The organism is Anaerostipes sp. Marseille-Q3525 (assembly GCF_018223505.1).
Classification (GTDB): domain Bacteria; phylum Bacillota; class Clostridia; order Lachnospirales; family Lachnospiraceae; genus Anaerostipes; species Anaerostipes amylophilus.
In genome coordinates this window covers 16,008-36,282 of sequence record NZ_JAGTTT010000025.1, presented here as the reverse complement: position 1 = coordinate 36,282, position 20,275 = coordinate 16,008, and the positions used below count along the sequence as shown (strand labels likewise).

Annotated in this window: 23 protein-coding genes and 1 pseudogene; 20 read left to right on the top strand and 4 right to left on the bottom strand. The window is 33.5% G+C overall.

Going from position 1 to position 20,275, the window contains the following annotated elements; all coding sequences use genetic code 11:
• Positions 1-181 precede the first annotated feature (181 nt).
• The 6 genes and pseudogenes from KE503_RS11240 to KE503_RS14730 all read left to right on the top strand — a co-directional run bounded on the left by KE503_RS11240 (position 182) and on the right by KE503_RS14730 (position 4,225).
• On the top strand, positions 182-1,768 hold the full coding sequence (locus KE503_RS11240; RefSeq protein ID WP_212385250.1) for a DUF2075 domain-containing protein: 1,587 nt from the start codon (positions 182-184) through the stop codon (positions 1,766-1,768).
• A gap of 1 nt (position 1,769) precedes the next feature.
• Positions 1,770-2,102 (top strand): nucleotide pyrophosphohydrolase, encoded by a 333-nt coding sequence (locus KE503_RS11235; protein WP_009265944.1) that lies wholly within the window; start codon positions 1,770-1,772, stop codon positions 2,100-2,102.
• A 42-nt stretch (positions 2,103-2,144) separates the two neighbouring features.
• A pseudogene (locus KE503_RS11230) lies at positions 2,145-2,546 on the top strand (AAA family ATPase); the annotation flags it as partial.
• Positions 2,543-3,613, top strand: coding sequence for a 5-methylcytosine-specific restriction endonuclease system specificity protein McrC (mcrC, locus tag KE503_RS11225; protein ID WP_022375718.1), 1,071 nt, complete (start codon positions 2,543-2,545; stop codon positions 3,611-3,613). The pseudogene KE503_RS11230 and the gene mcrC, both read left to right, overlap by 4 nt.
• A gap of 161 nt (positions 3,614-3,774) precedes the next feature.
• Entirely contained in the window at positions 3,775-4,116 is a 342-nt protein-coding gene (locus KE503_RS11220; RefSeq protein WP_009203389.1) for an arsenate reductase family protein, read from the top strand.
• Entirely contained in the window at positions 4,094-4,225 is a 132-nt protein-coding gene (locus tag KE503_RS14730) for a hypothetical protein (protein WP_022375717.1), read from the top strand. Before KE503_RS11220 ends, KE503_RS14730 begins: the two co-directional genes overlap by 23 nt.
• Positions 4,226-4,327: 102 nt before the next feature.
• Here KE503_RS14730 and KE503_RS11215 read toward each other — a convergent pair whose 3' ends face one another.
• Both KE503_RS11215 and KE503_RS11210 read right to left on the bottom strand, forming a co-directional pair.
• Positions 4,328-4,519, bottom strand: coding sequence for a hypothetical protein (locus KE503_RS11215; protein ID WP_212385249.1), 192 nt, complete (start codon positions 4,517-4,519; stop codon positions 4,328-4,330).
• A 140-nt stretch (positions 4,520-4,659) separates the two neighbouring features.
• Complete coding sequence (locus KE503_RS11210) at positions 4,660-5,502, bottom strand: YitT family protein (protein WP_022375715.1); 843 nt, start codon at positions 5,500-5,502, stop codon at positions 4,660-4,662.
• Positions 5,503-5,628: 126 nt separating this feature from the next.
• Here KE503_RS11210 and KE503_RS14990 point away from each other — a divergent pair, with 126 nt between their 5' ends.
• The 9 genes from KE503_RS14990 to KE503_RS11165 all read left to right on the top strand — a co-directional run bounded on the left by KE503_RS14990 (position 5,629) and on the right by KE503_RS11165 (position 14,450).
• Positions 5,629-5,808 (top strand): EamA family transporter, encoded by a 180-nt coding sequence (locus KE503_RS14990; protein WP_077327564.1) that lies wholly within the window; start codon positions 5,629-5,631, stop codon positions 5,806-5,808.
• 61 nt (positions 5,809-5,869) lie between these two features.
• Positions 5,870-6,139 carry a hypothetical protein gene (locus KE503_RS11200; protein ID WP_009203393.1) on the top strand — a complete coding sequence of 90 codons (270 nt, stop codon included), beginning with the start codon at positions 5,870-5,872 and terminating at the stop codon, positions 6,137-6,139.
• A gap of 92 nt (positions 6,140-6,231) precedes the next feature.
• Positions 6,232-6,834, top strand: coding sequence for an SAM-dependent methyltransferase (locus KE503_RS11195; protein ID WP_022375714.1), 603 nt, complete (start codon positions 6,232-6,234; stop codon positions 6,832-6,834).
• Positions 6,835-7,055: 221 nt separating this feature from the next.
• Positions 7,056-8,069 carry an AAA family ATPase gene (locus tag KE503_RS11190; RefSeq protein ID WP_055197110.1) on the top strand — a complete coding sequence of 338 codons (1,014 nt, stop codon included), beginning with the start codon at positions 7,056-7,058 and terminating at the stop codon, positions 8,067-8,069.
• Entirely contained in the window at positions 8,069-8,611 is a 543-nt protein-coding gene (locus KE503_RS11185) for a hypothetical protein (protein WP_055197112.1), read from the top strand. Before KE503_RS11190 ends, KE503_RS11185 begins: the two co-directional genes overlap by 1 nt.
• Before the next feature lie 407 nt (positions 8,612-9,018).
• A complete protein-coding gene (locus tag KE503_RS11180; protein ID WP_212385248.1) occupies positions 9,019-10,305 on the top strand; it encodes an IS110 family transposase in 1,287 nt (428 codons plus the stop codon).
• A 572-nt stretch (positions 10,306-10,877) separates the two neighbouring features.
• Entirely contained in the window at positions 10,878-11,762 is an 885-nt protein-coding gene (locus KE503_RS11175; RefSeq protein ID WP_330622000.1) for a polysaccharide pyruvyl transferase family protein, read from the top strand.
• Positions 11,763-11,780: 18 nt separating this feature from the next.
• The gene (locus KE503_RS11170; RefSeq protein ID WP_212385246.1) at positions 11,781-12,875 is read left to right on the top strand and encodes a glycosyltransferase family 2 protein; all 1,095 of its coding nucleotides are present in this window, start codon (positions 11,781-11,783) and stop codon (positions 12,873-12,875) included.
• Positions 12,876-12,908: 33 nt separating this feature from the next.
• Positions 12,909-14,450 carry a lipopolysaccharide biosynthesis protein gene (locus tag KE503_RS11165; protein ID WP_212385245.1) on the top strand — a complete coding sequence of 514 codons (1,542 nt, stop codon included), beginning with the start codon at positions 12,909-12,911 and terminating at the stop codon, positions 14,448-14,450.
• Positions 14,451-15,068: 618 nt separating this feature from the next.
• On the opposite strand, the gene KE503_RS11160 is transcribed toward KE503_RS11165, so the two are convergent.
• Together KE503_RS11160 and KE503_RS11155 are read right to left on the bottom strand one after the other, a co-directional pair.
• Positions 15,069-15,332 (bottom strand): helix-turn-helix domain-containing protein, encoded by a 264-nt coding sequence (locus KE503_RS11160; RefSeq protein ID WP_212385244.1) that lies wholly within the window; start codon positions 15,330-15,332, stop codon positions 15,069-15,071.
• A 101-nt stretch (positions 15,333-15,433) separates the two neighbouring features.
• Positions 15,434-16,225: a hypothetical protein gene (locus tag KE503_RS11155; protein ID WP_212385243.1), complete on the bottom strand. Its 792-nt coding sequence runs from the start codon at positions 16,223-16,225 to the stop codon at positions 15,434-15,436.
• Positions 16,226-16,438: 213 nt separating this feature from the next.
• On the opposite strand from KE503_RS11155, the gene KE503_RS11150 reads away from it, so the two are divergent.
• The 5 genes from KE503_RS11150 to KE503_RS11130 are packed head-to-tail and all read left to right on the top strand — an operon-like array spanning position 16,439 to position 20,263.
• The gene (locus KE503_RS11150) at positions 16,439-17,308 is read left to right on the top strand and encodes a metallophosphoesterase (protein WP_249183045.1); all 870 of its coding nucleotides are present in this window, start codon (positions 16,439-16,441) and stop codon (positions 17,306-17,308) included.
• A gap of 26 nt (positions 17,309-17,334) precedes the next feature.
• Positions 17,335-18,573: a nucleotidyltransferase domain-containing protein gene (locus tag KE503_RS11145; RefSeq protein WP_212385242.1), complete on the top strand. Its 1,239-nt coding sequence runs from the start codon at positions 17,335-17,337 to the stop codon at positions 18,571-18,573.
• Between the two features lie 29 nt (positions 18,574-18,602).
• Complete coding sequence (locus tag KE503_RS11140) at positions 18,603-19,478, top strand: RelA/SpoT domain-containing protein (RefSeq protein ID WP_212385241.1); 876 nt, start codon at positions 18,603-18,605, stop codon at positions 19,476-19,478.
• A 6-nt stretch (positions 19,479-19,484) separates the two neighbouring features.
• A complete protein-coding gene (locus KE503_RS11135) occupies positions 19,485-19,736 on the top strand; it encodes a hypothetical protein (protein ID WP_022374188.1) in 252 nt (83 codons plus the stop codon).
• Complete coding sequence (locus KE503_RS11130) at positions 19,733-20,263, top strand: hypothetical protein (RefSeq protein ID WP_022374187.1); 531 nt, start codon at positions 19,733-19,735, stop codon at positions 20,261-20,263. Before KE503_RS11135 ends, KE503_RS11130 begins: the two co-directional genes overlap by 4 nt.
• Positions 20,264-20,275 lie beyond the last annotated feature (12 nt).

Sequence of the window (20,275 nt, the reverse complement as noted above, 5' to 3'; positions counted from 1 at the left end):
CTTTTTATAGATAAACATATTTAAAAATATGTGAGACCATTATAGTTTTCGGGAACCTTACAAAATCTATCAGATTATTTACTGAAAATATAGATATAGTGAATAGATTAAACAATGATTCAGTTCAGCTTTTGATAGATAAGGATAATCTTTAAATTAGAGTACAAAATGAGGAATAACAATGTTCAAAATTATAGAAGGCGACTTTAAAAATAATATCTATGGCAATGAAGAATATCTTGATAATTGGCCAATGTTATATCTTCTTGAAAATGGAAAACAAATATATATTGGAGAGTCAAATCATGTCAAAACAAGGATGACACAACATAGTTCAAATGTAGAAAAAAAGATTTTTGACAAAGTTCATTTTATTTATTCCAAAATATTTAATCAGTCAGTAACATTTGACTATGAATCAAAATTAATACAATATATTGTTGCGGACGAGCTTTTTCAAGTGACAAATAAAAATTCTGGAATTGCCGATAAACAATATTATAAAAAACAGGAATATGATAAGAAATTTGAATTACTTTGGAGAAAACTGCAAAGGGAGAAATTGGTAAAACATTCTTTAGAAGAGATTGAAAACTCTGATTTATTTAAATATTCCCCGTATAAAGAATTAAATGACAATCAGCGAAATGCAGTAGAAACAATTATTCAGAGGATCAGGGAAGAGGATACAAATCGAATTGTAATAAATGGAATGCCAGGAAGTGGAAAAACGATAGTAGCAGTTTACTTAATGAAATATCTAACGGACTGTGAAGAATTTCAAAACAAGCAAATAGGATTTGTTGTTCCACAGACATCTCTTAGAAAAACTATGAAAATTATTTTCAAAAGTATTTATGGATTAAGACCATCACAGGTATTATCGCCATCAGATATTACAAAGAAAAAATATGATATATTATTGGTGGATGAAGCACATCGTTTGCATCAGTATAAAAATATATCTTATATGGGTTCGTTTAAGAAAAATTGTGAAAAACTTGGATTGACGACAGAAGCCGATGAATTAGATTGGATTATAAAACAATCAGATTGTACTATTTTATTCTATGATGCAATGCAGGTAGTAGGTCCATCAGGAATAGATTATCAGCGATTTGCCCAAAAGATGCAGACTTCATTGGAAAAACGTATGACTTCTTATTTTACATTATTAACACAGATGAGAGTACAAGGTGGAAATGCATATATAGATTTTGTGAAAAGTATATTTGAAGAATCATGTACTGGAAAATATAAATCGGATAAATATGATCTTAAAATATATCTTGATTTTTCAAAATTTGAAAAGGATATGTATCGAAAAGAAACAGAAGTAGGATTATCCAGAATGGTTGCAGGATATGCCTGGCCATGGATCAGTAAAAAAGATCAAACGAAAAAAGACATCGAAATTCAAGGAATCAAGCGCAAGTGGAATCATTGTACAGAAGGATGGGTGCATACACCGGAGGCGATTGATGAAGTTGGATGTATTCATTCGATACAAGGGTATGATTTAAATTATGCTTTTGTTATCTTAGGTAAAGATATAGGATACGATAAAAATACGAAACAGATCATTATTCGTAAAGAGTTATATTTTGATCAAAATGGTAAACGGTCAACAACATATGAACAATTATTAGAATATATTAAAAATATCTATTATGTGTTAATGACAAGAGGCATTAAAGGAACGTTTCTTTATGTATGTGATGATGATCTAAGAGAATATTTGAGCCAGTACATAGAAGTGGAGAATTAAGATGCGAGAAGAGACGATAAATAAAATTTTAAAATTTAGAGATGACAGGGATTGGAAACAATTTCATAATCCGAAAGATCTTGCAATATCAATTTCGCTGGAAGCAGCTGAACTTCTTGAAGTATTTCAATGGAGCGGTGCAGATGTGTCAAATGAAGGAAAACAGGATAAAATCAAGGAGGAATTAGCAGATGTAGTGAATTATTGTGTATTGATGGCAGATGCTTGTGAACTTGATTTAGATGAAATTGTACAAGAGAAGATTAAGATCAATGAGCGAAAATATCCTGTTGAGAAGGCTAAGGGAAGAAGAGATAAATATGATAAACTTTAAACTTAGAAATAAAAATCAGTATGAATATTGGTTAGATACATTACCATTCCAAAACGTCTACATATCATTGGTATGATGAACACTGCTGATAGAAGTTTGGCAATGATTGATTATGCACTTCGCCGCCGATTTAGCTTCTTTGATATGGAACCTGGGTTTGATTCGGAAGGATTTATTAAATATCAGGAAACATTTGCAAATGATACATTTAATACGTTGATTGACCGTATTAAGGAACTAAACAGAGAAATTGCAAACGACAAATCTCTAGGTAAAGGATTCTGTATTGGACATAGTTATTTTTGTAATACGAAAGAATGTACAGATGAGTGGATGCAAGATGTAGTTGATTTTGATATATTACCAATGTTAGCAGAGTATTGGTTTGATGATACAGATAAACTACAGCGTTGGGAGAACATTTTGCATGGGGTATTTCAATGACAAAGGACAAGAGTATTCTGATCAATAATATTTACCATATGCTTTCCTATGCTTTTCAGACACTGAAGCAAGAGACATATGAGGATGTTGCAGTAGAATCTTTTGATGAGATGTATAATCTGCTGGCTGCAATCCTAGCCAAGGGCATAGGGCTGCAGTTGAAGCAGGGACTTTACAGAGAATATATAAGTCATCAGGAAGAGCTGACGGTTATGCGTGGTAAAATAAATATGCCAGGCACAATTAAAAATAAACTGCTGCATAAACAAGTACTTACCTGTGATTTTGATGAGCTTTCAGAAAATAACATGTTGAATCAAATCTTGAAAACAACAGTCATGCTTCTTTTGCGAAACGGCAAAGTAAAAGCAAAATACAAAGATGATCTGAAGAAGAAAATGTTGTATTTTTCGAATGTAGATTCTATAGAACCTACAGAAATTAAATGGTCATCAATTCGTTTTCAGCGTAATAATCAAACATATAGAATGTTAGTTAGTATTTGTCAGTTGATGATTGAAGGAATGTTGATCACAACAGAGGCAGGTAACTATAGATTAGCATCCTTTGTAGACGAGCAGCGTATGTGCAGGCTGTATGAAAAATTTATTCTGGAATATTACAGCAGACATTATCCAGAATTGTCTGTTAGTGCATCGCAGATTCCGTGGGCACTAGATGATGGCGTTGGAACGATGCTGCCGGTTATGCAAACTGATATTCACTTGCAACGTGGCAATACAGTGCTTATCATTGATGCGAAATATTACAATCACACTACACAGGTCCATTTTGATAAACATACGCTTCATTCAAACAATTTGTATCAGATTTTTACCTATGTAAAAAATCGAAGCTATCAATTTGGAGAAGAAGATAATACAGTTTCAGGAATGCTTCTTTATGCCAAGACGGAAGAAGAAATCCAGCCTGATAATGTGTATCAGATGCATGGCAGTCAAATAAGTGTTAAGACACTTGATCTGAATTTGCCATTTGTAGAGATTGCAGCACAGATGGATAGGATTGTTGAGTCTCATTTTACTGGTGTAATAAAAGCTGATTAGATGAGAAAGCTGTTTTGCAACTTAAGCATTCCTGAGTTTGGACCTTGTGAAATATGAATACAAAGATGAAGTCAAAAAGTTGCAAAATACAGGCTGTAGCGCTTAATGATGAATGAGATAAAGAAACTAGAGCATATCTAAATGGAGGATTTTAAACCAGCATGAATATACAAATATTTGGAACAAAAAAATGCAACGAAACAAAGAAAGCAGAACGTTTTTTCAAAGAACGTGGAATCAAATATCAGTTTGTTGATATGAAGAAAAAAGGCATGAGCAAAGGCGAATTCAATTCAGTAGCTCAGGCAAATGGTGGTTTAGATCATATGATCAATTGGGAAGGCAAAGATCAGAACTTGCTTGCACTGATCAAATATATTGCTAATGAAGATAAACTTGAAAAAGTATTAGAAAATCCACAAGTCATCAAGACACCAGTTGTTCGAAATGGAAAGCAATCAACACTAGGATATCAACCAGATGTTTGGAAAAAGTGGAATTGATTATTTGGACGATGAGTCTGTAGCTTGGATGGATGAAAATTATGATGCTACACCACAAACAATTATGTTAGAATCAATAAGAGATGATATTTTTTGTCAGACTAATTAGAAGAGAAAATGGACATTGAAAATTACTTTCGGAAAAATAAAACAAGACCTTATAGTCATAACAGTCTATAAGATCTTATTACAGGAGAAAATGGATGACGACTTAATCATCATCACGAGGTAAAAACGGTGGCCGGAAGTGGTACAATTCTTCGTAAGATTCAAGCTCGGCTTCTGTTCTTGGAACAACCTGGATCAATCCAGTACAATCCGTGGTAGAACAAATATTGCACATTCCGAAGATATTTTCATCAATTTCTTCGTTTGTAAGTTCTCGTTTCTTCTTATTATTCATGCATTGAAACCTCCTCGTTTCTTAGTATGTGATAATTTAAGAAAAATATTTTGTAAAATAAATCCAATAAAAGATATTATACGAGGAGATAGGAACAATGTATTATGTACCAGAAGAAAGCAGAGAAAAGGCTGTCCATCCTAGACAGAATGGAAGCCTTTTCCGATAATCTCACTTGTATTAGAAACTAAAAGAAAAGCTTTTGGATCATGTTCTTTGATAAAGTTTCGAAGTTTCACTGCCTGTGAAGGACTAAGAACCGTCAGGATAATATATTTGTCATCCCCTGTAAAGGCTCCGGTCGCATTTACAATGGTTGCTCCGCGCTGTAGATCATTTTGGATAAAATCACAAATACATGTTGCATTGGAAGTTACAACATGAAAGTATTTAGAACGGTTAAAACTTTCAATAAAGTTATCAATCAACGCAGAACGCATGATCAGACCAAACAAAGAATAAAGTCCTGTTTTGACGTTAAACACTAGGAATCCTGCGAGAGTAAAGATAAGATCAGAGATCATTAAGCCCTTTCCGATATCTACACTTGTATATTTTTTAAGAATCATAGCGATAACATCTGTACCACCACTAGAAGCTCCAATATTAAATAAGATTGCTGAACCAAGCGCTGGCAATAAGATTGCAAAGATCAACTCTAATAATGGCTCATTGGTAAGTGGATGACTCATAGGATAAATTCGCTCTAAAAGAGATAAACTTACAGATAAAAGAATCGTGCTGTAAGCTGTTTTTTCAGCAAAGCTTTTACCTAAGACGATCCATCCAATGATCAGCAATAAAATATTCACAACAAAAGAAAAATCACTGGCAGAAATAGGAAGGAATTTTGCAACTAAAACGGCAATACCTGTGATACCACCAAATGTGAAATTGTTTGCAAATTTAAAGAAGTAAATTCCGACAGCCATAATGAGTGTGCTGATTGTAAGTAAGGAAAAATTTTTAAGTTTTGATTTCATAATACTACCTTCTTTGACGATTGTTTCATTTATAATGATTTCATAATTCAATCATTTATTTTAGCATGAATATTCTATTTTTCAAGAAATTCGGTGGAAATAGTGAGAAAGAACGTATTATAATTTTTGTTATGGAATCTTGCGACAAAATGGATTGGCGCAATCAAGACAAGTATCTATATTTACGTATCCCCTGTTATAACAGTAATACTTTCAGTGTTGATTTTACATGAAAAAATAACAGTGATTTCTATCATTGGAACTGTATTAATCCTTATTGGGCTTGTGATCTCACAAAAAAACTAAGACAACAGACCAGATTAGATGTATAATATGTGATAATAAAGCAAAAAAGGAGATAGGAACAATGTATTATGTACCAGATGGAACAAAAAAATGTGGATATTATGAATGTAAAAAATGCGGGAATAGATTCCTCTCATTACAGACGATGGAGAAGATTCCATGTCCAGACTGTGAGGCAGAGATTGACTATGAGATTGGACCAGATGAAAGTATGGAAGATATTTTAGATACTGCGCAGTTACTTCAGAAAATCGAGGGTGAAGAAGAAGTCGAAAAGATGGATGCTTTACTAAGCCTTGCTATCACGGGTGGAGACTGCAATTGGATTTAAAAATGTATTTTCTAAAAGACTCAGGGACCATGGACTTCTGAGTCTTTTAGATTGTTGCAATAATTGAAACAGGAAGGCAGGAATATCAATTTATGAACGATACACAAGACAACAAATGGGACAAACTATTGCACATCAAAACCATGGGCAGAGACGACTCTCAATCCGATCAATACCGCTATCCATACGAACCAACTCCATATTCTGTACTGCAACGATTAGCAAATACAGGACTTATAAGGAAGAACAATATGCTCTTAGATTATGGCTGTGGTAAAGGAAGGGTAGACTTTTTCTTATCCTACCAGACAAGATGCCGTTGCCTCGGAGTTGAATATGACGAACGCATTTATGAGAAAGTAATGGAAAATAAGAAAGAAGCCGTATCGAAAGAGAGGGTATCATTTTCATTAGCGAATGCAGAAGAATTTCAACTCCCAGAACAGATAGACCGCATCTATTTTTTTAATCCATTTTCCGTAGAGATTTTGAGAAAAGTGATGGCAAGGATCATGGAATCATACTATGAACATCCAAGACAGATTTTATGTTTCTTCTATTATCCATCCGATGAATATCTTACATATCTGATGACGGTAGATGAGATGATGTTTACCGATGAAATTGATTGTTCCGATTTGTTTGGTGGAAATAGTGAGAGAGAACGCATTATGATTTTTGAGATTGGGCAGTAGATAGAATTAGGCCATCTAAATATTTGATCAATATTGCTCAATGAAGATGAATATAAATAGACGAAAAATAATAAATCATGTATAATCATAAATATGCATCTATAGTTACAAAATATGAAATAAAATATAAGAAAAACGGATATAATACAACAAATTATGTAACTTTAGATACACTTTTTAACACAAAAATCTAGAGCAAAATAATAAATGAGGTGATGAAAATGCCATTAACAAATATAGAGGCGGATAATTTTACGGTATTTGATGATATAAAAATTCCATTTAATAAAGGATTAAATATACTAGTAGGCGAGAATGGTATGGGAAAGACTCATGTTATGAAATTAGCTTATGCAGCATGTCAGGCTTCTAAACACGATGTATCATTTTCACAGAAAACAACTATGCTTTTTCGACCAGATCAGTCAAGTATTGGACGATTAGTAAATAGAAAGAAAAATGGGAAAAATACAGCAAAAGTATCCGTAGGATCAGACACAGCAAAGATTGGAATGACATTTTCAACGAAAACCAAAAAATGGGATGCGGAGATTACAACAGAGGAAAAATGGGAAAAGCAAATGTCTGATCTCACAAGTGTGTTTATTCCAGCAAAAGAAATTTTATCCAATGCATGGAATTTAGATGCAGCAGTGAAGATGGGAAATGTAGAATTTGATGACACCTATTTAGATATTATTGCAGCTGCTAAAATTGATATTTCCAGAGGTGTAGATTCCGCTGCAAGGAAGAAATATTTAAAGATTTTACAACAGATTAGCAGTGGAAAAGTTACTTTACATGAAGATCGTTTTTATTTAAAACCAGGTACACAAGCAAAATTAGAATTTAATTTAGTTGCAGAAGGTTTACGTAAGATAGCTCTATTATGGCAGCTTATTAAGAACGGAACATTAGAGAAAGGATCTGTATTATTTTGGGATGAACCAGAGGCTAATATTAATCCGAAATATATTCCTGTGTTGGCAGAATTATTAATTATGCTGGAAAAAGAGGGTGTACAGATTTTTGTTTCAACACATGATTATTTTTTATCTAAGTATATTGAAATAAAACGGAAATCTGACAGTAATGTTCAGTATATTTCGCTGTATAAAGATGAAATGAGTAAAGTGCAATGTGAGATTGCAAAAGAATTTGAATTACTGGAACATAATACGATTATGGATACTTTTCGTCAACTTTATAGAGAAGAAATTGGGGTGGTATTATAGTGAAAGTAATAACAGAATCGGAAATGAATTTTGGAGAATTTGATGAATCTAACTTGTTTCATATTGAAAATTCTAAAATTTATAGGGATCTTGGTGATGGAATTAAGACAGTAGAGTTTATTTTAAAATATAAAGAGGACAGTATTATATTTTTAGAAGCAAAGAAAAGTTGTCCTAATGCGGAGAAACGGCATGAAACAGAGGAGAAAGAACATAAATTTGAAGTTTATTTTTCTTCACTAGTAGAAAAATTTATTGCATCTTTACATATTTATTTAGCTTCTATTTTAGGTAGATATCCGGATATTTCAGAGGTTGGAGATAGCTTACAATCTGTAGATGAAATGAAAAATATGAAATTAAAGTTTGTATTGGTAATTAAGAATGCTGAAGATGTTGCTTGGTTAGTAGGACCATCTGCAGAATTAAAAGCCAGGTTATTACAGATTAGAAAAATTTGGAATATTGAAATAATGGTATTGAATGAAGAGTTAGCAGAAAAGCTTAGTTTAACAGCAAACAATCAAGATTATGCATTATAACCATTAGGTTGTTACCCATACCAATTAGGACCATTATAATGTATTTTCTAAAAGACTCAGGGACCATGGACTTCTGGGTCTTTTAGATTGCTGCAATAATTGAAACAGGAAGGCAGGAATATCAATTTATGAACGATACACAAGACAACAAATGGGACAAACTATTGCACATCAAAACCATGGGCAGTAGACAGACTCAAGTCATCTAAATATTTAATACCAATATTAGAAAATTTATATATTTCTCCAGAAGAATTTTTAAAGGAAATAAAGGAGCTTCCTGTATAATTCAAATATAGGGAATTCCAAGAAAGAAGGTTGAGAAAAAGAAATACCTCAGAGTAAAATAAGATTACTGACTTTGCACGGTTAGTAAAAAATCTTATTAAAACAGTGAGGTATCTAAAATGAATTTTAACACACAAAACGCAAAAATTGCATCCATAACTGAAAAAACTTTGATTGTTGGAATTGATGTAGGCAGTGACACTCATTTTGCCAGAGCATTTGACTGGCGGAATTATGAATATACGAAGAAGCCACTGGAATTCAGTAATACTGAGGCGGGTTTCCAGATGTTCAAAGCATGGGTTGAAGATATCGCAGAAAAACAAGGTAAAACAGCTGTAATTCCCGGAATGGAGCCGACCGGTCATTACTGGTTTGCGCTGGGGAAATTCCTGCAGGACAGCGGGATGAAGCCTGTACATGTGAATCCGCATCATGTCAAGAAATCAAAAGAGCTGGACGATAATAATCCCAACAAGAATGACCGTAAGGATCCGAAGACGATTGCAGCACTGGTCAATGAAGGACGCTTTTCCTATCCTTACATACCAACCGGTATTTATGCGGAAATCAGGAGCTTATCAAATCTTCGTTTCCAGACGCAGGAAGAGCTTACAAGAATCAAGAATCGAATCGCCAGATGGTTTGCCATATATTTTCCTGAATATAAAGACGTTTATGGGGATTTAATGGCAGTCAGCGGACGGATGATACTCAAGGAGGCTCCATTGCCGGAGGATATCAGAATGCTTGGAGTAAACGGTGTAAACCAGATTTGGAGAAACGCGAAGCTGCGAGGCGCTGGAATGAAGAGGGCAAAGACCCTGGTATCAGCTGCAGAGCATAGCGTTGGAAGTAAAGAAGCATCGGAAACAGCAAGGATTGAACTGAAGAACCTGTTGAATGACATGGATGTATATGCAACAAGACTGGAGGAAATTCTCCAGAATATAGAGGGAAAACTGAAGACGATTCCCTATGTTGATAAACTGATGGAAATCAAGGGAATCGGATTAGTTACAGTCAGTGGGTTTATTGCAGAGGTAGGGGACATTAGACGTTTTGATAACCCGAAACAGCTGCAGAAACTGGCAGGATATGCCATCGTGGCAAATGATTCCGGAAAACATAATGGAGAGAGCCGGATCAGCTACAGAGGCAGAAAACGACTGAGATATGTGCTGTATGAAGCTGCGATATCACTGGTGGGAAAGAATGCTGAGTTTAAGGAAATACATGAGTATTACCGAACCCGCAAAGAAAATCCGTTAAAGAAGATGCAGTCGGTAGTAGCGGTGGCATGTAAGGTGCTAAGGGTATTCTATGCAATCCTGACAAAGGGTGTGGATTATGACCCGTTGAAACTGATAAGTGATATCAAGAGACCCCAGCTACAAGCAGCATAATAAAATAGAACTCCAAACAGGAAAAACCCTGCCACGGTTGAATTGAGCTTTTAGCTATAGGTGCGGAAAGTTGAATTCAGCTGTGACAGGAAGGCTGAGCAGTATGAAAACCAATCGGGAAAACGTCCGCCGCGAGGTGCCGTGAGGTATTGATACTTAAACAGGTCAGTAAGACTTAAAACAAAAAGAATGAGCCAGTAGTCGGCAGGAATAATCACCATAGGGCATGACCCTGTAAAGGAGCTAAGCTGACACCCTGGTTATGGACAGGCGGGACGAAGGAAGTTAGGACCCGGCAGAAATGCAGGTGATCCTGGTAGACACGGGAGGTTCGCTGCCGTAGAAGGATGGGTATACACAAGGCCATGTAGAACGAAATATGATGACGTTTTACTTCGTGTACCCAAAACCCTCTACTTTCGTACCAGATACAGAGAAATGTCCATCCTCTTGGCTCATTCATCTGAGATATGGAACTAAAAAATCCTTGAAAAATAAGGAAAAAAGACTTGACTATATAGGGAGCGGTATTATTAGATCCATCATATGATGGAGATAACGAAGGGGATAGAATTATTATGGAAAATTGTTTAAAGCAATTGCCCGATAAGTTGAATAGAAGTATTCGAGTTCCTACTCATAGACTGTTAACAGAAGATGAACAAAAAATGATAAATGATGCAAATATAAAAATATTATGTGGTACAAATGCATTGTCAGGACATATGCGTTCATATGGATTATGGAGATTAAATAAAAAAGTTGGAATTTATAAAAATACTATTCTAATGGGAATTGGATTTGCATCAAATTATAAAACATTTGATTTGTACACAAAAATGCTATTTAAAATTATATTATCAAAAGAATATGTACATTCTGTGAGAGATAAGTTTTCAGAGAGTATGTTGCATAAAATAGGAATAAAAAATGTAATTTATACTGGATGTCCAACAATGTGGAGTTTAACGTCAGAGTTATGTAAAAAAATTCCAAAAAAGAAATCAGATAAAGTAATCTGCACACTTACAGATTATAATAGAGATATAGATAAAGATCAAAAAATTTTAGATATTTTATCAGAATTATATGAAAAAGTATATTTATGGCCACAAGGAATAGAAGATAATCAATATTTTCAAGAATTAAAAATTAGAAAAAATATAGAAATTCTTGATTTTGGTTTAGAAGTATATGATAGAATTTTGGAAAACGAAAATCTTGATTATGTTGGAACACGTCTTCATGCAGGAATAAGAAGTATAAGTAAAGAGCATCGTACGCTGATTATATCAATTGATAATAGAGCAAAAAATATTGGACGAGATACTGGATTGCCAATAATTGAAAGAGAAAAAATAGAAATGCTTTTAAAATCTAAAATAGAGTCAGAATTTACAACAAAAATTGTTATGCCGACAAAAAATATAGAACAATGGAAAAGTCAATTTTTATAAGTTGTAATTGGAGGAAAGATGAGCGTAATAAAAAAATGGATTTTAAAGATATATGTTAATATAAAGTTTATAATAAAATTTTGGAAAACAGAAAATTCATTATCATTAAATGAAGCACAAAAAATTCTTCATAAATTTTATCCTAAAAGGAACATTGAGTTAGCACAAAATGTTAATTATGAGCCAAAGTACGATTTGATGATTATTGTTCCAGTATATAATGCGGAAAGATTTCTCGAAAGTTGTATATCTTCATTATTAGGTCAGCAGACCCAATATTCATATTATATTGTATTTGTTGATGATGGATCAACAGATAAGTCGGCAATGATTTTGGATAAATATAGTCAATGCAATAATATCAAAATTATTCATCAACAAAATATGGGTATTTCAGCAGCAAGAAATATAGCACTTAAGAATATTTGTGGGAATTATTTGATGTTTGTAGATTCAGATGATATCCTTCCGGACAATACAATAGAAACATTAATGAATTTAGCAGAAGAAAAGAATGCGGATATTGTTGAGGGACAATATAAAAGTTTTATAAGTGATGATGAAATAGATATTCATAAACATGAGAGATTTCAGTCATCAAACTTAACAAAATTAAATGGCTATGCATGGGGAAAGATTATTTCTTCTGAAAAGTTGTTAAATTTAGCTTTTCCAAAAGGTTATGAATATGAAGATACAATTATAAGTACATTATTAATTCCAAGTTGTAAAAAAATATATGTCACAAATGATGTTACTTATTATTACAGAAAGAATGAACAAGGGATAACAAGTGCATTGTATAATAGAAAATCTTCAATAGATACATTATATATAACTTTATATTGTTTTGCAGAAGCATTGAATAGAAATTATAAAATTTCAGTTGAGGATTATTTAAAACAGGTCAGGCTTAATTGGATTAGAACTAAAAATATGCCGCATGATGTAAGAAAAGCGATTTTTATAGTTGAAGTAGATTTTTTTGAGAAAAATTACAAAATAGATAAAACAATAAAAAAATCGAATTTACTTAAATTACAAAAGACATTACAAAAACATAGTTATTTAGGATTTAAATGGATAATGAATTATTGGGAAATATTGGGCTAGTAAAGAAAGTCATTGTTAGAGATTGGAGACATTATGAAAAATCGTTCGCGAACAGAATATTCAGTATTAAATATTATTGCTGGAGTAGGAGGGTATATTGTAAATACTATTCTTGGTTTTATATGTAGAATGGTCTTTGTGAAATGTCTTGCGGCTGATTATTTAGGAGTTAATGGTTTATTTACCAATATTTTGTCTATGTTGTCGTTAGCTGAACTAGGAATAGGTGGAGCAATAATTTATGCATTATATAAACCATTAGCAGAACATGATGACGAAAAAATAGCATCTTTGGTTAAAGTATATGGAACCGCATACAGAATTATAGGAATTGTTATAGGTATAATAGGAATATGCTTAATGCCATTTTTAAATTTTATTATTACAAAACCACCGCATATTACCGAAAGTATTTATGTATTGTATATGATTAATCTGTTTAATACAGTGATAACATATTTTTATAGCTATAGAAGTTCATTACTTATTGCAGCCCAACAGAATTACATAGTGGTAGGAATTAATTATATTATCACAATATTACAAAGTATATTTCAGATGGTAGCGTTAGTAATTACGCGCAACTATATGGTATATATAGCTATTCAAACTTTAGGTACAATAATATATAATTTAATTGTTTCTTACACGGCACAAAGAAGGTTTCCTTGTATTAATAATAAAAATATAGAATCATTACCAGAAAATGAAAGAAAATCTTTATTTAAGGATATTCGAGATCTTACTTTCTATAAAATATCTGGATTACTTGTAAATAGTACAGATAATATATTAATTACTTTTTTTCAAGGTTTAGCAACAACAGGGATTGCATCAAATTATACGTTGTTAGTAAATACAATTAATTCATTATTAGGTCAGGTGTTCAATAGCTTAACTGCTAGTATAGGAAATCATAATGCAATAGAATCGGAAGAAAAAAAATATCAGATGTTTGGATTTATGAATATGATGAATTTTTGGATATTTGGTTGGGCAACGCTAGGTATAATTTTTTGTTCTTCTGATATTGTACAATTGTGTTTTGGTACAGAATACGTTTTACCAATAAAAATTCCAATGGTCATTGCTCTCAATTTCTATACGGTAGGGATGATGAATGCAGTATGGACGTATAAGCATACTCTAGGATTGTTTAAATATGGAAGATTTTTACAAATTATAACGGGAATTCTTAATATTATGTTTTCAGTATATTTAGGAAGAAAATGGGGACTTTTTGGAATTCTATTTGCAACATTTATGGCAAGAATATTAACAAATTTATGGTATGATCCGTATGCAGTATATACACATGGATTTCATAAATCTGTTATTCAATATTTTAAAAAATATATATATTATATAATTGTCTTGGGGATGGCAGCAATCTTATGTTATGTATCATTTAAGTTAATTGTAGGTCCGTTGGTTTTACGTATTTTAATTAAAATGGTAGTGTGTAGTGTAATTACTAACATAGTTTTTTTTATTGCATTTTATAAAAGCCGAGAAATGGTAGTATTAAAAAATATAGTAATTAAGGTGTGTAAAATTATAAAGAAAAGAGGATAAAGTAAATATTGTAAAAGAAATTTTGTAATGATGAGGAATTATTGAGAAGTGCAGGATTATAAAGACTCCTATGATTGCATGGAATATTAGAGAGACATGGATTAGCAAGTTATCAATTTTGGACAACATTTATGAGCGAAATATGTCCGGAAATAATTGTAGAAAGTAAAAGAAATAATCGTGAATTAAAGTCCCAAGGACTTTAAGAATTTCATTAGTTGTGTGCGTGGAAAGCATAATGCCAAGACAGAAAAATAACCGCCCTAACCTGGAAAGTTAAGCGGTTATTTTTATAACTTATTAATCATCAGGCGAACCGTCATCGGTAGCACCTTTCTTTATTAATATATTAACATTTGGTATATTTTATGTCAACAAATAAAAAATAAAGGAGAGGTGAATACACACTGTGGATCAAGAAAAATTAAGAACCATATTGCAGATAGGTGAAACAATAGCAGTAGAATTTAAAAGATGCAGCAACCGAATAGAAAATGATGTATATCAAAGTGTATGCTCCTTTCTGAATCGTTTTGGTGGAGATATTTACCTTGGTGAATATTCTTATGCGGCAGAACCAACCATGTCGGACAGATGGCTCAATCAGTCCAAGATTATTCATTTTTTGCAGATATCATCTTGAGAACCATAGCCTGCTAAATAATCTAAGACTGCTTGCTGTTTCAATTCTTTGGAATATTTTTTATTCCCTTTCAATGTAAATGCATTTGCTCCCATAGATTCATAGTTTCGAATCCATTGTTGGACAGATGCGAGACTTACATCAAACATATGGGCAATTCGTTGTTGGCTTTCTTTTCCATCCAGATATAGATTTACAGCATATATCTTATTCTCAACAGATACTTTTCTTTTAGACATAAAATATGCTCCCTCCTAAGTGACAAGTTATTATTATTTCACTTGTCTACCTGGAAGGGAGCATATCAATCATTATGTGACAGCCTTGCTAAATTTTCGATTTAAACAAACAATTTCACGATTCGTGTCTTATTCAGCACAAAAATAGAAGCATCCATAAACAGATGAGCCAGCAAAGTACTGATGATCACGCCATTTGAAGTTAATAAGAAATCCGTATAGAATCCATACCAGCAGATAAATCCTGAATAAATTCCCATTAAAACTAATAAAGGGAAATTCTGCATGACACCAGATAAAGAATCCTTAATATCCTCAATGGTGGAATCAAAATAAACAAAACGTCCGATCGCAAGCATAACAAAATAAAAAATTAAAGAGTCATAATTTGAATCATTATAAATAAACTTAATATATAGCAGGATCAGAATGATATAAAATGCAGAGATTAATCTTACGGATGCTTTCTGCTTGGATGATATAACTTTCAGGTGGACAAAGATACGGTCAAACCAGAAAGTCAGGAATACAGAGCATACTAAAAATGCAAGCAGTAAAATGTCCTGATATTTATGCCAGTATAAGGCTGCCTGTGGAATCCTTTCATCAAGTACATAATATAGAGAAAGGAAGATAAGCACCGAAGTACTGGAAAATACCATCTCATAAAAACTTTCAATCCGGCTTAGAACTTTGGTTTTGTGGGTTTCATTAATTTGTGCCAGTTCTTGGGTCGTTGGATTTTTTGCATTGATCTTATAATGTTTTTGTAATTTGGCGGCAATTAAAACGATCGCAAGGACAATGATCAGTCCGATCAGTGATACGATCAGAAATCCGCCGGCATTTTGTGCGTTAAAATAGTGAGTAACGTAATATTTTGATTGTTCCATGTTATATACCTTCTTTTGATAAATCATTCATATTAAATCTAAAGATTTATTTTAGCACGATATTTTGATTTTTCAACTGATAAATGGTCTTAATCATAAAGAATTCACAAAATCATAAGAAAGACAAAAGAATTTTACTGATATACTTGTGAGCATAGATACGCCGATGGTATAATATAAAGAGTACATTTTTGAAAGCAGTGAAGACTTTAGATGAAAAAGATATTAAAGATAACGGGTATACTATTAATGATTTTTATTTTATTTATAGTGATAGAAGTCGTTATTTCATACAAATGTTTAACAGTTAAGAATTACAATATAGAATCAGACAAGATCAAGGAGAACGTAAAGGTTGTTCTGGTATCAGATCTTCATTATGGTACATTTGGAGAGAATAATAAACGTCTGGTCAGCAAGATCAAAGAATGCAAGCCGGATCTTATTCTTTTTGATGGAGATATGATCAATGAAGAGAGTAAGAATCTTCAAACAGTAATCACTCTTGTGAAGAGACTAAAGGAGACTGCACCGGTTTACTATGCTTTGGGCAATCATGAGATTGGATATCTTGATCGTAAGACTTCAGATTTATATGGAGAATTAAAGAAAGCTGGAGCAGTAGTTTTGGAGAAAAACTATGAAGATATCAAAGTGAAGAATCATACGATCCGTATCGGGGGTTTGTATGAATATGCTTTCGCAGTCGATGGACAAGGAAAGATGTCTAAGAAAGATATGAATTCTGGATTAAGAGATTTTCTGATGGATTTTGAAGACACGAAGGCATTTAAGATCATGATGTCACACAGACCAGATAGTTTTATCTTTGGACAGGCAGCAGACACATGGAAGATTGATCTTGTGGTAAGTGGACATGCACATGGAGGACAGGTGATCCTTCCTGGCATGGGAGGTTTGTATGGTGCAGATCAGGGATGGTTTCCAAAGTATGTTGATGGAATTCATCATTTTAGGACAGTTAAGAATATGATCGTTACAAGAGGATTAGGAAGTGACAAAGAGAAACTCCCGAGATTCAATAATATACCAGAGATCGTAGTGATCGATCTTAAGAAATAACATATCAAAGGAAAGTGTGGCAGATTATGAATGCGACAAATGTATTTTTAGACATATTAAAAAGTGCAATAACACAGACAGAATGTGATAACCTCGACGGGCTTGATACGGATGTATGGATCCGGGTTTATGATATCAGTCAGAAACAGCAGCTTTCACCATTGATCTATCAGCAGATTTTTTCTAATCCGTCTTTTTTGGAAAGTGATCCGGAATTTCAGAATTTCTGGAAGATGGATACGATCGATCAGGCAGGTAATCAGGTTCGAAAGAGTATTTTATTTTTGATGTTATCTGATAAGATGCGTCAGAATGGTCTGACACCATTGGTAGTGAAAGGAATTGTCTGCAGGAATCTATATCCAAATCCTGACTTAAGAACGTCGAATGATGAAGATCTGTTTATACCGAGAGAACAGTTTCAGAAGATGGACGAGTTCTTGAGAAATGAAGGATTTATGAGAGATGAATTGATTGAAGGCAAAGACTATCAGGAAGTTCCATATAAGAATCTGTCCAATGGGTTATATCTGGAGCTACATATGAATCTGTTTGCACAGGAGTCTGGTGCGTATGGACATTTTAATGAGTTGTTTGCAGATGCTTTTGATACATGCATAGAGACAGAGATTCAGGGAAGCAAGGTACTTACGCTCAATGTCGGAGAACATTTCCTGTATCTGGTATGCCACAGCCTCAAACATTTTCTTCACAGTGGATTTGGAATCAGACAGGCGTGTGATATGATTTATTTTGCAAAGAATTATCATGATCAGTTTGACTGGGAAGAGATAAGAAGTGTGATGCGGGAATATCATATGGAGGCATTTGCAATGAACGTGCTTGATATTGGTGTTTGTTATCTTGGAATCTCATGGGAAGAGATGGGACTTACGAAGCCGTCCGATATAGATATTGACTGTACAGCATTGCTTGATGATATGCTGGATGGTGGTATTTTTGGACAGAATGATATGAATCGCGTACATAGTGCGAATATTACACTGAATGCGGCAGAACATGAAAAGGCGAGTGCAGCTTCCGGTATTGCGGCATCCTTATTCCCTGATAAGGAATATATGAAGACAAACTATGATTATGCGAGAAAATATCCGTTTTTATTACCAGCAGCATATATACAAAGAATTTTAAAATATCTGCTAAAACGTAAGAAAACAGGACAGAATACGGGAGAGAAAAGCAGTACACAGATTGGCATGGAGAGAGTGAAACTGCTTGAAAAATATAAGATTGTAGACAAATAAATATATATAATGAAAAGAGGTGATTCCTCATGCTGGATCAGGAGAAATTTTTTAACACATACAAAGTACAGGAAGCATTTGAGGATTCTGGACTTTCCTGGGATACGCTTGAGAAGATTTATGATGACTATAAGAGCCGCCTGCCAGAGATGAAAAAGATGGCAGATCATTTACAGGAAGAAATATCAAAAGAGATAGATTTTCATGTACATTCAATTCATAACAGATGTAAGAATCCTGAACATCTCATTGAGAAGATCATAAGGAAAGTTGGAGTTGAGAAACGTCAAAAATATAAAAGTATTAATGAAAAGAATTATTTAAGGATCGTACGTGATCTGATGGGAGTCAGGATTTTGATCTTATCCAAAGAAGAATGGCGTATAGTGCATGATTTTTTATTAAAGGTTGACGAAGATCCCCGATATGATATCTGTATGGCAGAGATGCCAAGAGCTTATATTCGTTATGGGGACCGTGATATTTTTAATTATACGATCCATAAAGAGTATACAGATAAGGGATACCGTTCCCAACATTATATTTTTAAGTATAAAGAATATTATTTTGAAGTACAGGTTCGTACGATCGCAGAAGAAGTTTATGCGGAGTTTGACCATTATGTAAAATACCCATATCGAGAGAATAATCATTTTCTCAAACGCTATACAAGCGTAGTGGCAGAATTGTTAAATTCTGTGGATGAGATTATTTCCACATGTTTTCAGTTTGGAGAAGAAGGCTGGTTCGATATGGAGAAATATTTTGCACAGGACAGTTACAGTGATCTTGAGCGAATGTCAAAAGAACCACATAAGAGAGAACAAGAGCAGATTCCAAGAGCCAAAGATGGTGTAATTGATGCTGGGAGCTATATGAACCGGATGATCTTAAGAAAGGGATAAAACCAGATGGAGAGATATGATGACGGATTCGCAGAGGAAAGACAGCGGATCGAACGATTGGTGGAAGAAATCATTGCCGGAGAACACAAAATCGATAAACTGCCAAACTCATCAGCCGGATTTACCGGTGCGGCACAGGCAGAGTATTTTTCAAAGGCAAGATATCATTTAGAATCGGATGTAAATAATCTGATCGTAAATCATAAACAGCAACTGGATGAACTACAACTGTTAAAGATGATAAAGGAGCCCAAATGATAGAACATAATTTATTTGAGATGGAGAATTACAGAGAGCTGATTGATGAGGTTGGAGTGGACAAGTTCCGGGAACGATTTGAGGAATTACAGAAAACAGCAATGGAATTTATTGAGATTGCTGGATTTTCTGACGTAGCTTACTGTAATGAACGAATTTTAATGCAGGTGATCCTTGATTATTTTATGGATGTGATGCGTTTAAAAGAATTTCACAGTATTGAGCGTATCCGTACAGAGAAATTGTTTGCATATACAATCTCATGGATCGTTAAGAGAAAACCAATCCAGTTTCGGGAATACTCTGATCAGGAAAGGGATATTTTTGTAAATGAACGATTTGCAGCATATCTGTTGATCAATGAATGCTTGATGTGTGGCAGCAAGCATTTTGTGAAGGAAGCTTACGCGGAGAAGTTGGTGGAATATACAGAGATGCTGTTATATTATTTCAAATACCGACAGTGTGATCCAAAGACATTAGAACTTTTGATCGAGTCGTTTAAGATGGGCGGATTAGTACATTAAGAAGATTAACAG

Excerpts from the sequence above, each read along its gene's own strand:
- KE503_RS11140 (WP_212385241.1), top strand. The coding sequence starts at position 18,603 with ATGCTGGATCAGGAGAAATTTTTTAACACATACAAAGTACAGGAAGCA.
- KE503_RS11145 (WP_212385242.1), top strand. The coding sequence starts at position 17,335 with ATGAATGCGACAAATGTATTTTTAGACATATTAAAAAGTGCAATAACA.
- KE503_RS11165 (WP_212385245.1), top strand. The coding sequence starts at position 12,909 with ATGAAAAATCGTTCGCGAACAGAATATTCAGTATTAAATATTATTGCT.
- KE503_RS11235 (WP_009265944.1), top strand. The coding sequence starts at position 1,770 with ATGCGAGAAGAGACGATAAATAAAATTTTAAAATTTAGAGATGACAGG.
- KE503_RS11180 (WP_212385248.1), top strand. The coding sequence starts at position 9,019 with ATGAATTTTAACACACAAAACGCAAAAATTGCATCCATAACTGAAAAA.
- KE503_RS11240 (WP_212385250.1), top strand. The coding sequence starts at position 182 with ATGTTCAAAATTATAGAAGGCGACTTTAAAAATAATATCTATGGCAAT.
- KE503_RS11150 (WP_249183045.1), top strand. The coding sequence starts at position 16,439 with ATGAAAAAGATATTAAAGATAACGGGTATACTATTAATGATTTTTATT.
- KE503_RS11190 (WP_055197110.1), top strand. The coding sequence starts at position 7,056 with ATGCCATTAACAAATATAGAGGCGGATAATTTTACGGTATTTGATGAT.
- KE503_RS11215 (WP_212385249.1), bottom strand. The coding sequence starts at position 4,519 with ATGAATAATAAGAAGAAACGAGAACTTACAAACGAAGAAATTGATGAA.
- mcrC (WP_022375718.1), top strand. The coding sequence starts at position 2,543 with ATGACAAAGGACAAGAGTATTCTGATCAATAATATTTACCATATGCTT.
- KE503_RS11160 (WP_212385244.1), bottom strand. The coding sequence starts at position 15,332 with ATGTCTAAAAGAAAAGTATCTGTTGAGAATAAGATATATGCTGTAAAT.
- KE503_RS11220 (WP_009203389.1), top strand. The coding sequence starts at position 3,775 with ATGAATATACAAATATTTGGAACAAAAAAATGCAACGAAACAAAGAAA.
- KE503_RS11155 (WP_212385243.1), bottom strand. The coding sequence starts at position 16,225 with ATGGAACAATCAAAATATTACGTTACTCACTATTTTAACGCACAAAAT.
- KE503_RS11195 (WP_022375714.1), top strand. The coding sequence starts at position 6,232 with ATGAACGATACACAAGACAACAAATGGGACAAACTATTGCACATCAAA.
- KE503_RS11135 (WP_022374188.1), top strand. The coding sequence starts at position 19,485 with ATGGAGAGATATGATGACGGATTCGCAGAGGAAAGACAGCGGATCGAA.
- KE503_RS14730 (WP_022375717.1), top strand. The coding sequence starts at position 4,094 with ATGTTTGGAAAAAGTGGAATTGATTATTTGGACGATGAGTCTGTAGCT.
- KE503_RS11210 (WP_022375715.1), bottom strand. The coding sequence starts at position 5,502 with ATGAAATCAAAACTTAAAAATTTTTCCTTACTTACAATCAGCACACTC.
- KE503_RS11130 (WP_022374187.1), top strand. The coding sequence starts at position 19,733 with ATGATAGAACATAATTTATTTGAGATGGAGAATTACAGAGAGCTGATT.
- KE503_RS11170 (WP_212385246.1), top strand. The coding sequence starts at position 11,781 with ATGAGCGTAATAAAAAAATGGATTTTAAAGATATATGTTAATATAAAG.
- KE503_RS11200 (WP_009203393.1), top strand. The coding sequence starts at position 5,870 with ATGTATTATGTACCAGATGGAACAAAAAAATGTGGATATTATGAATGT.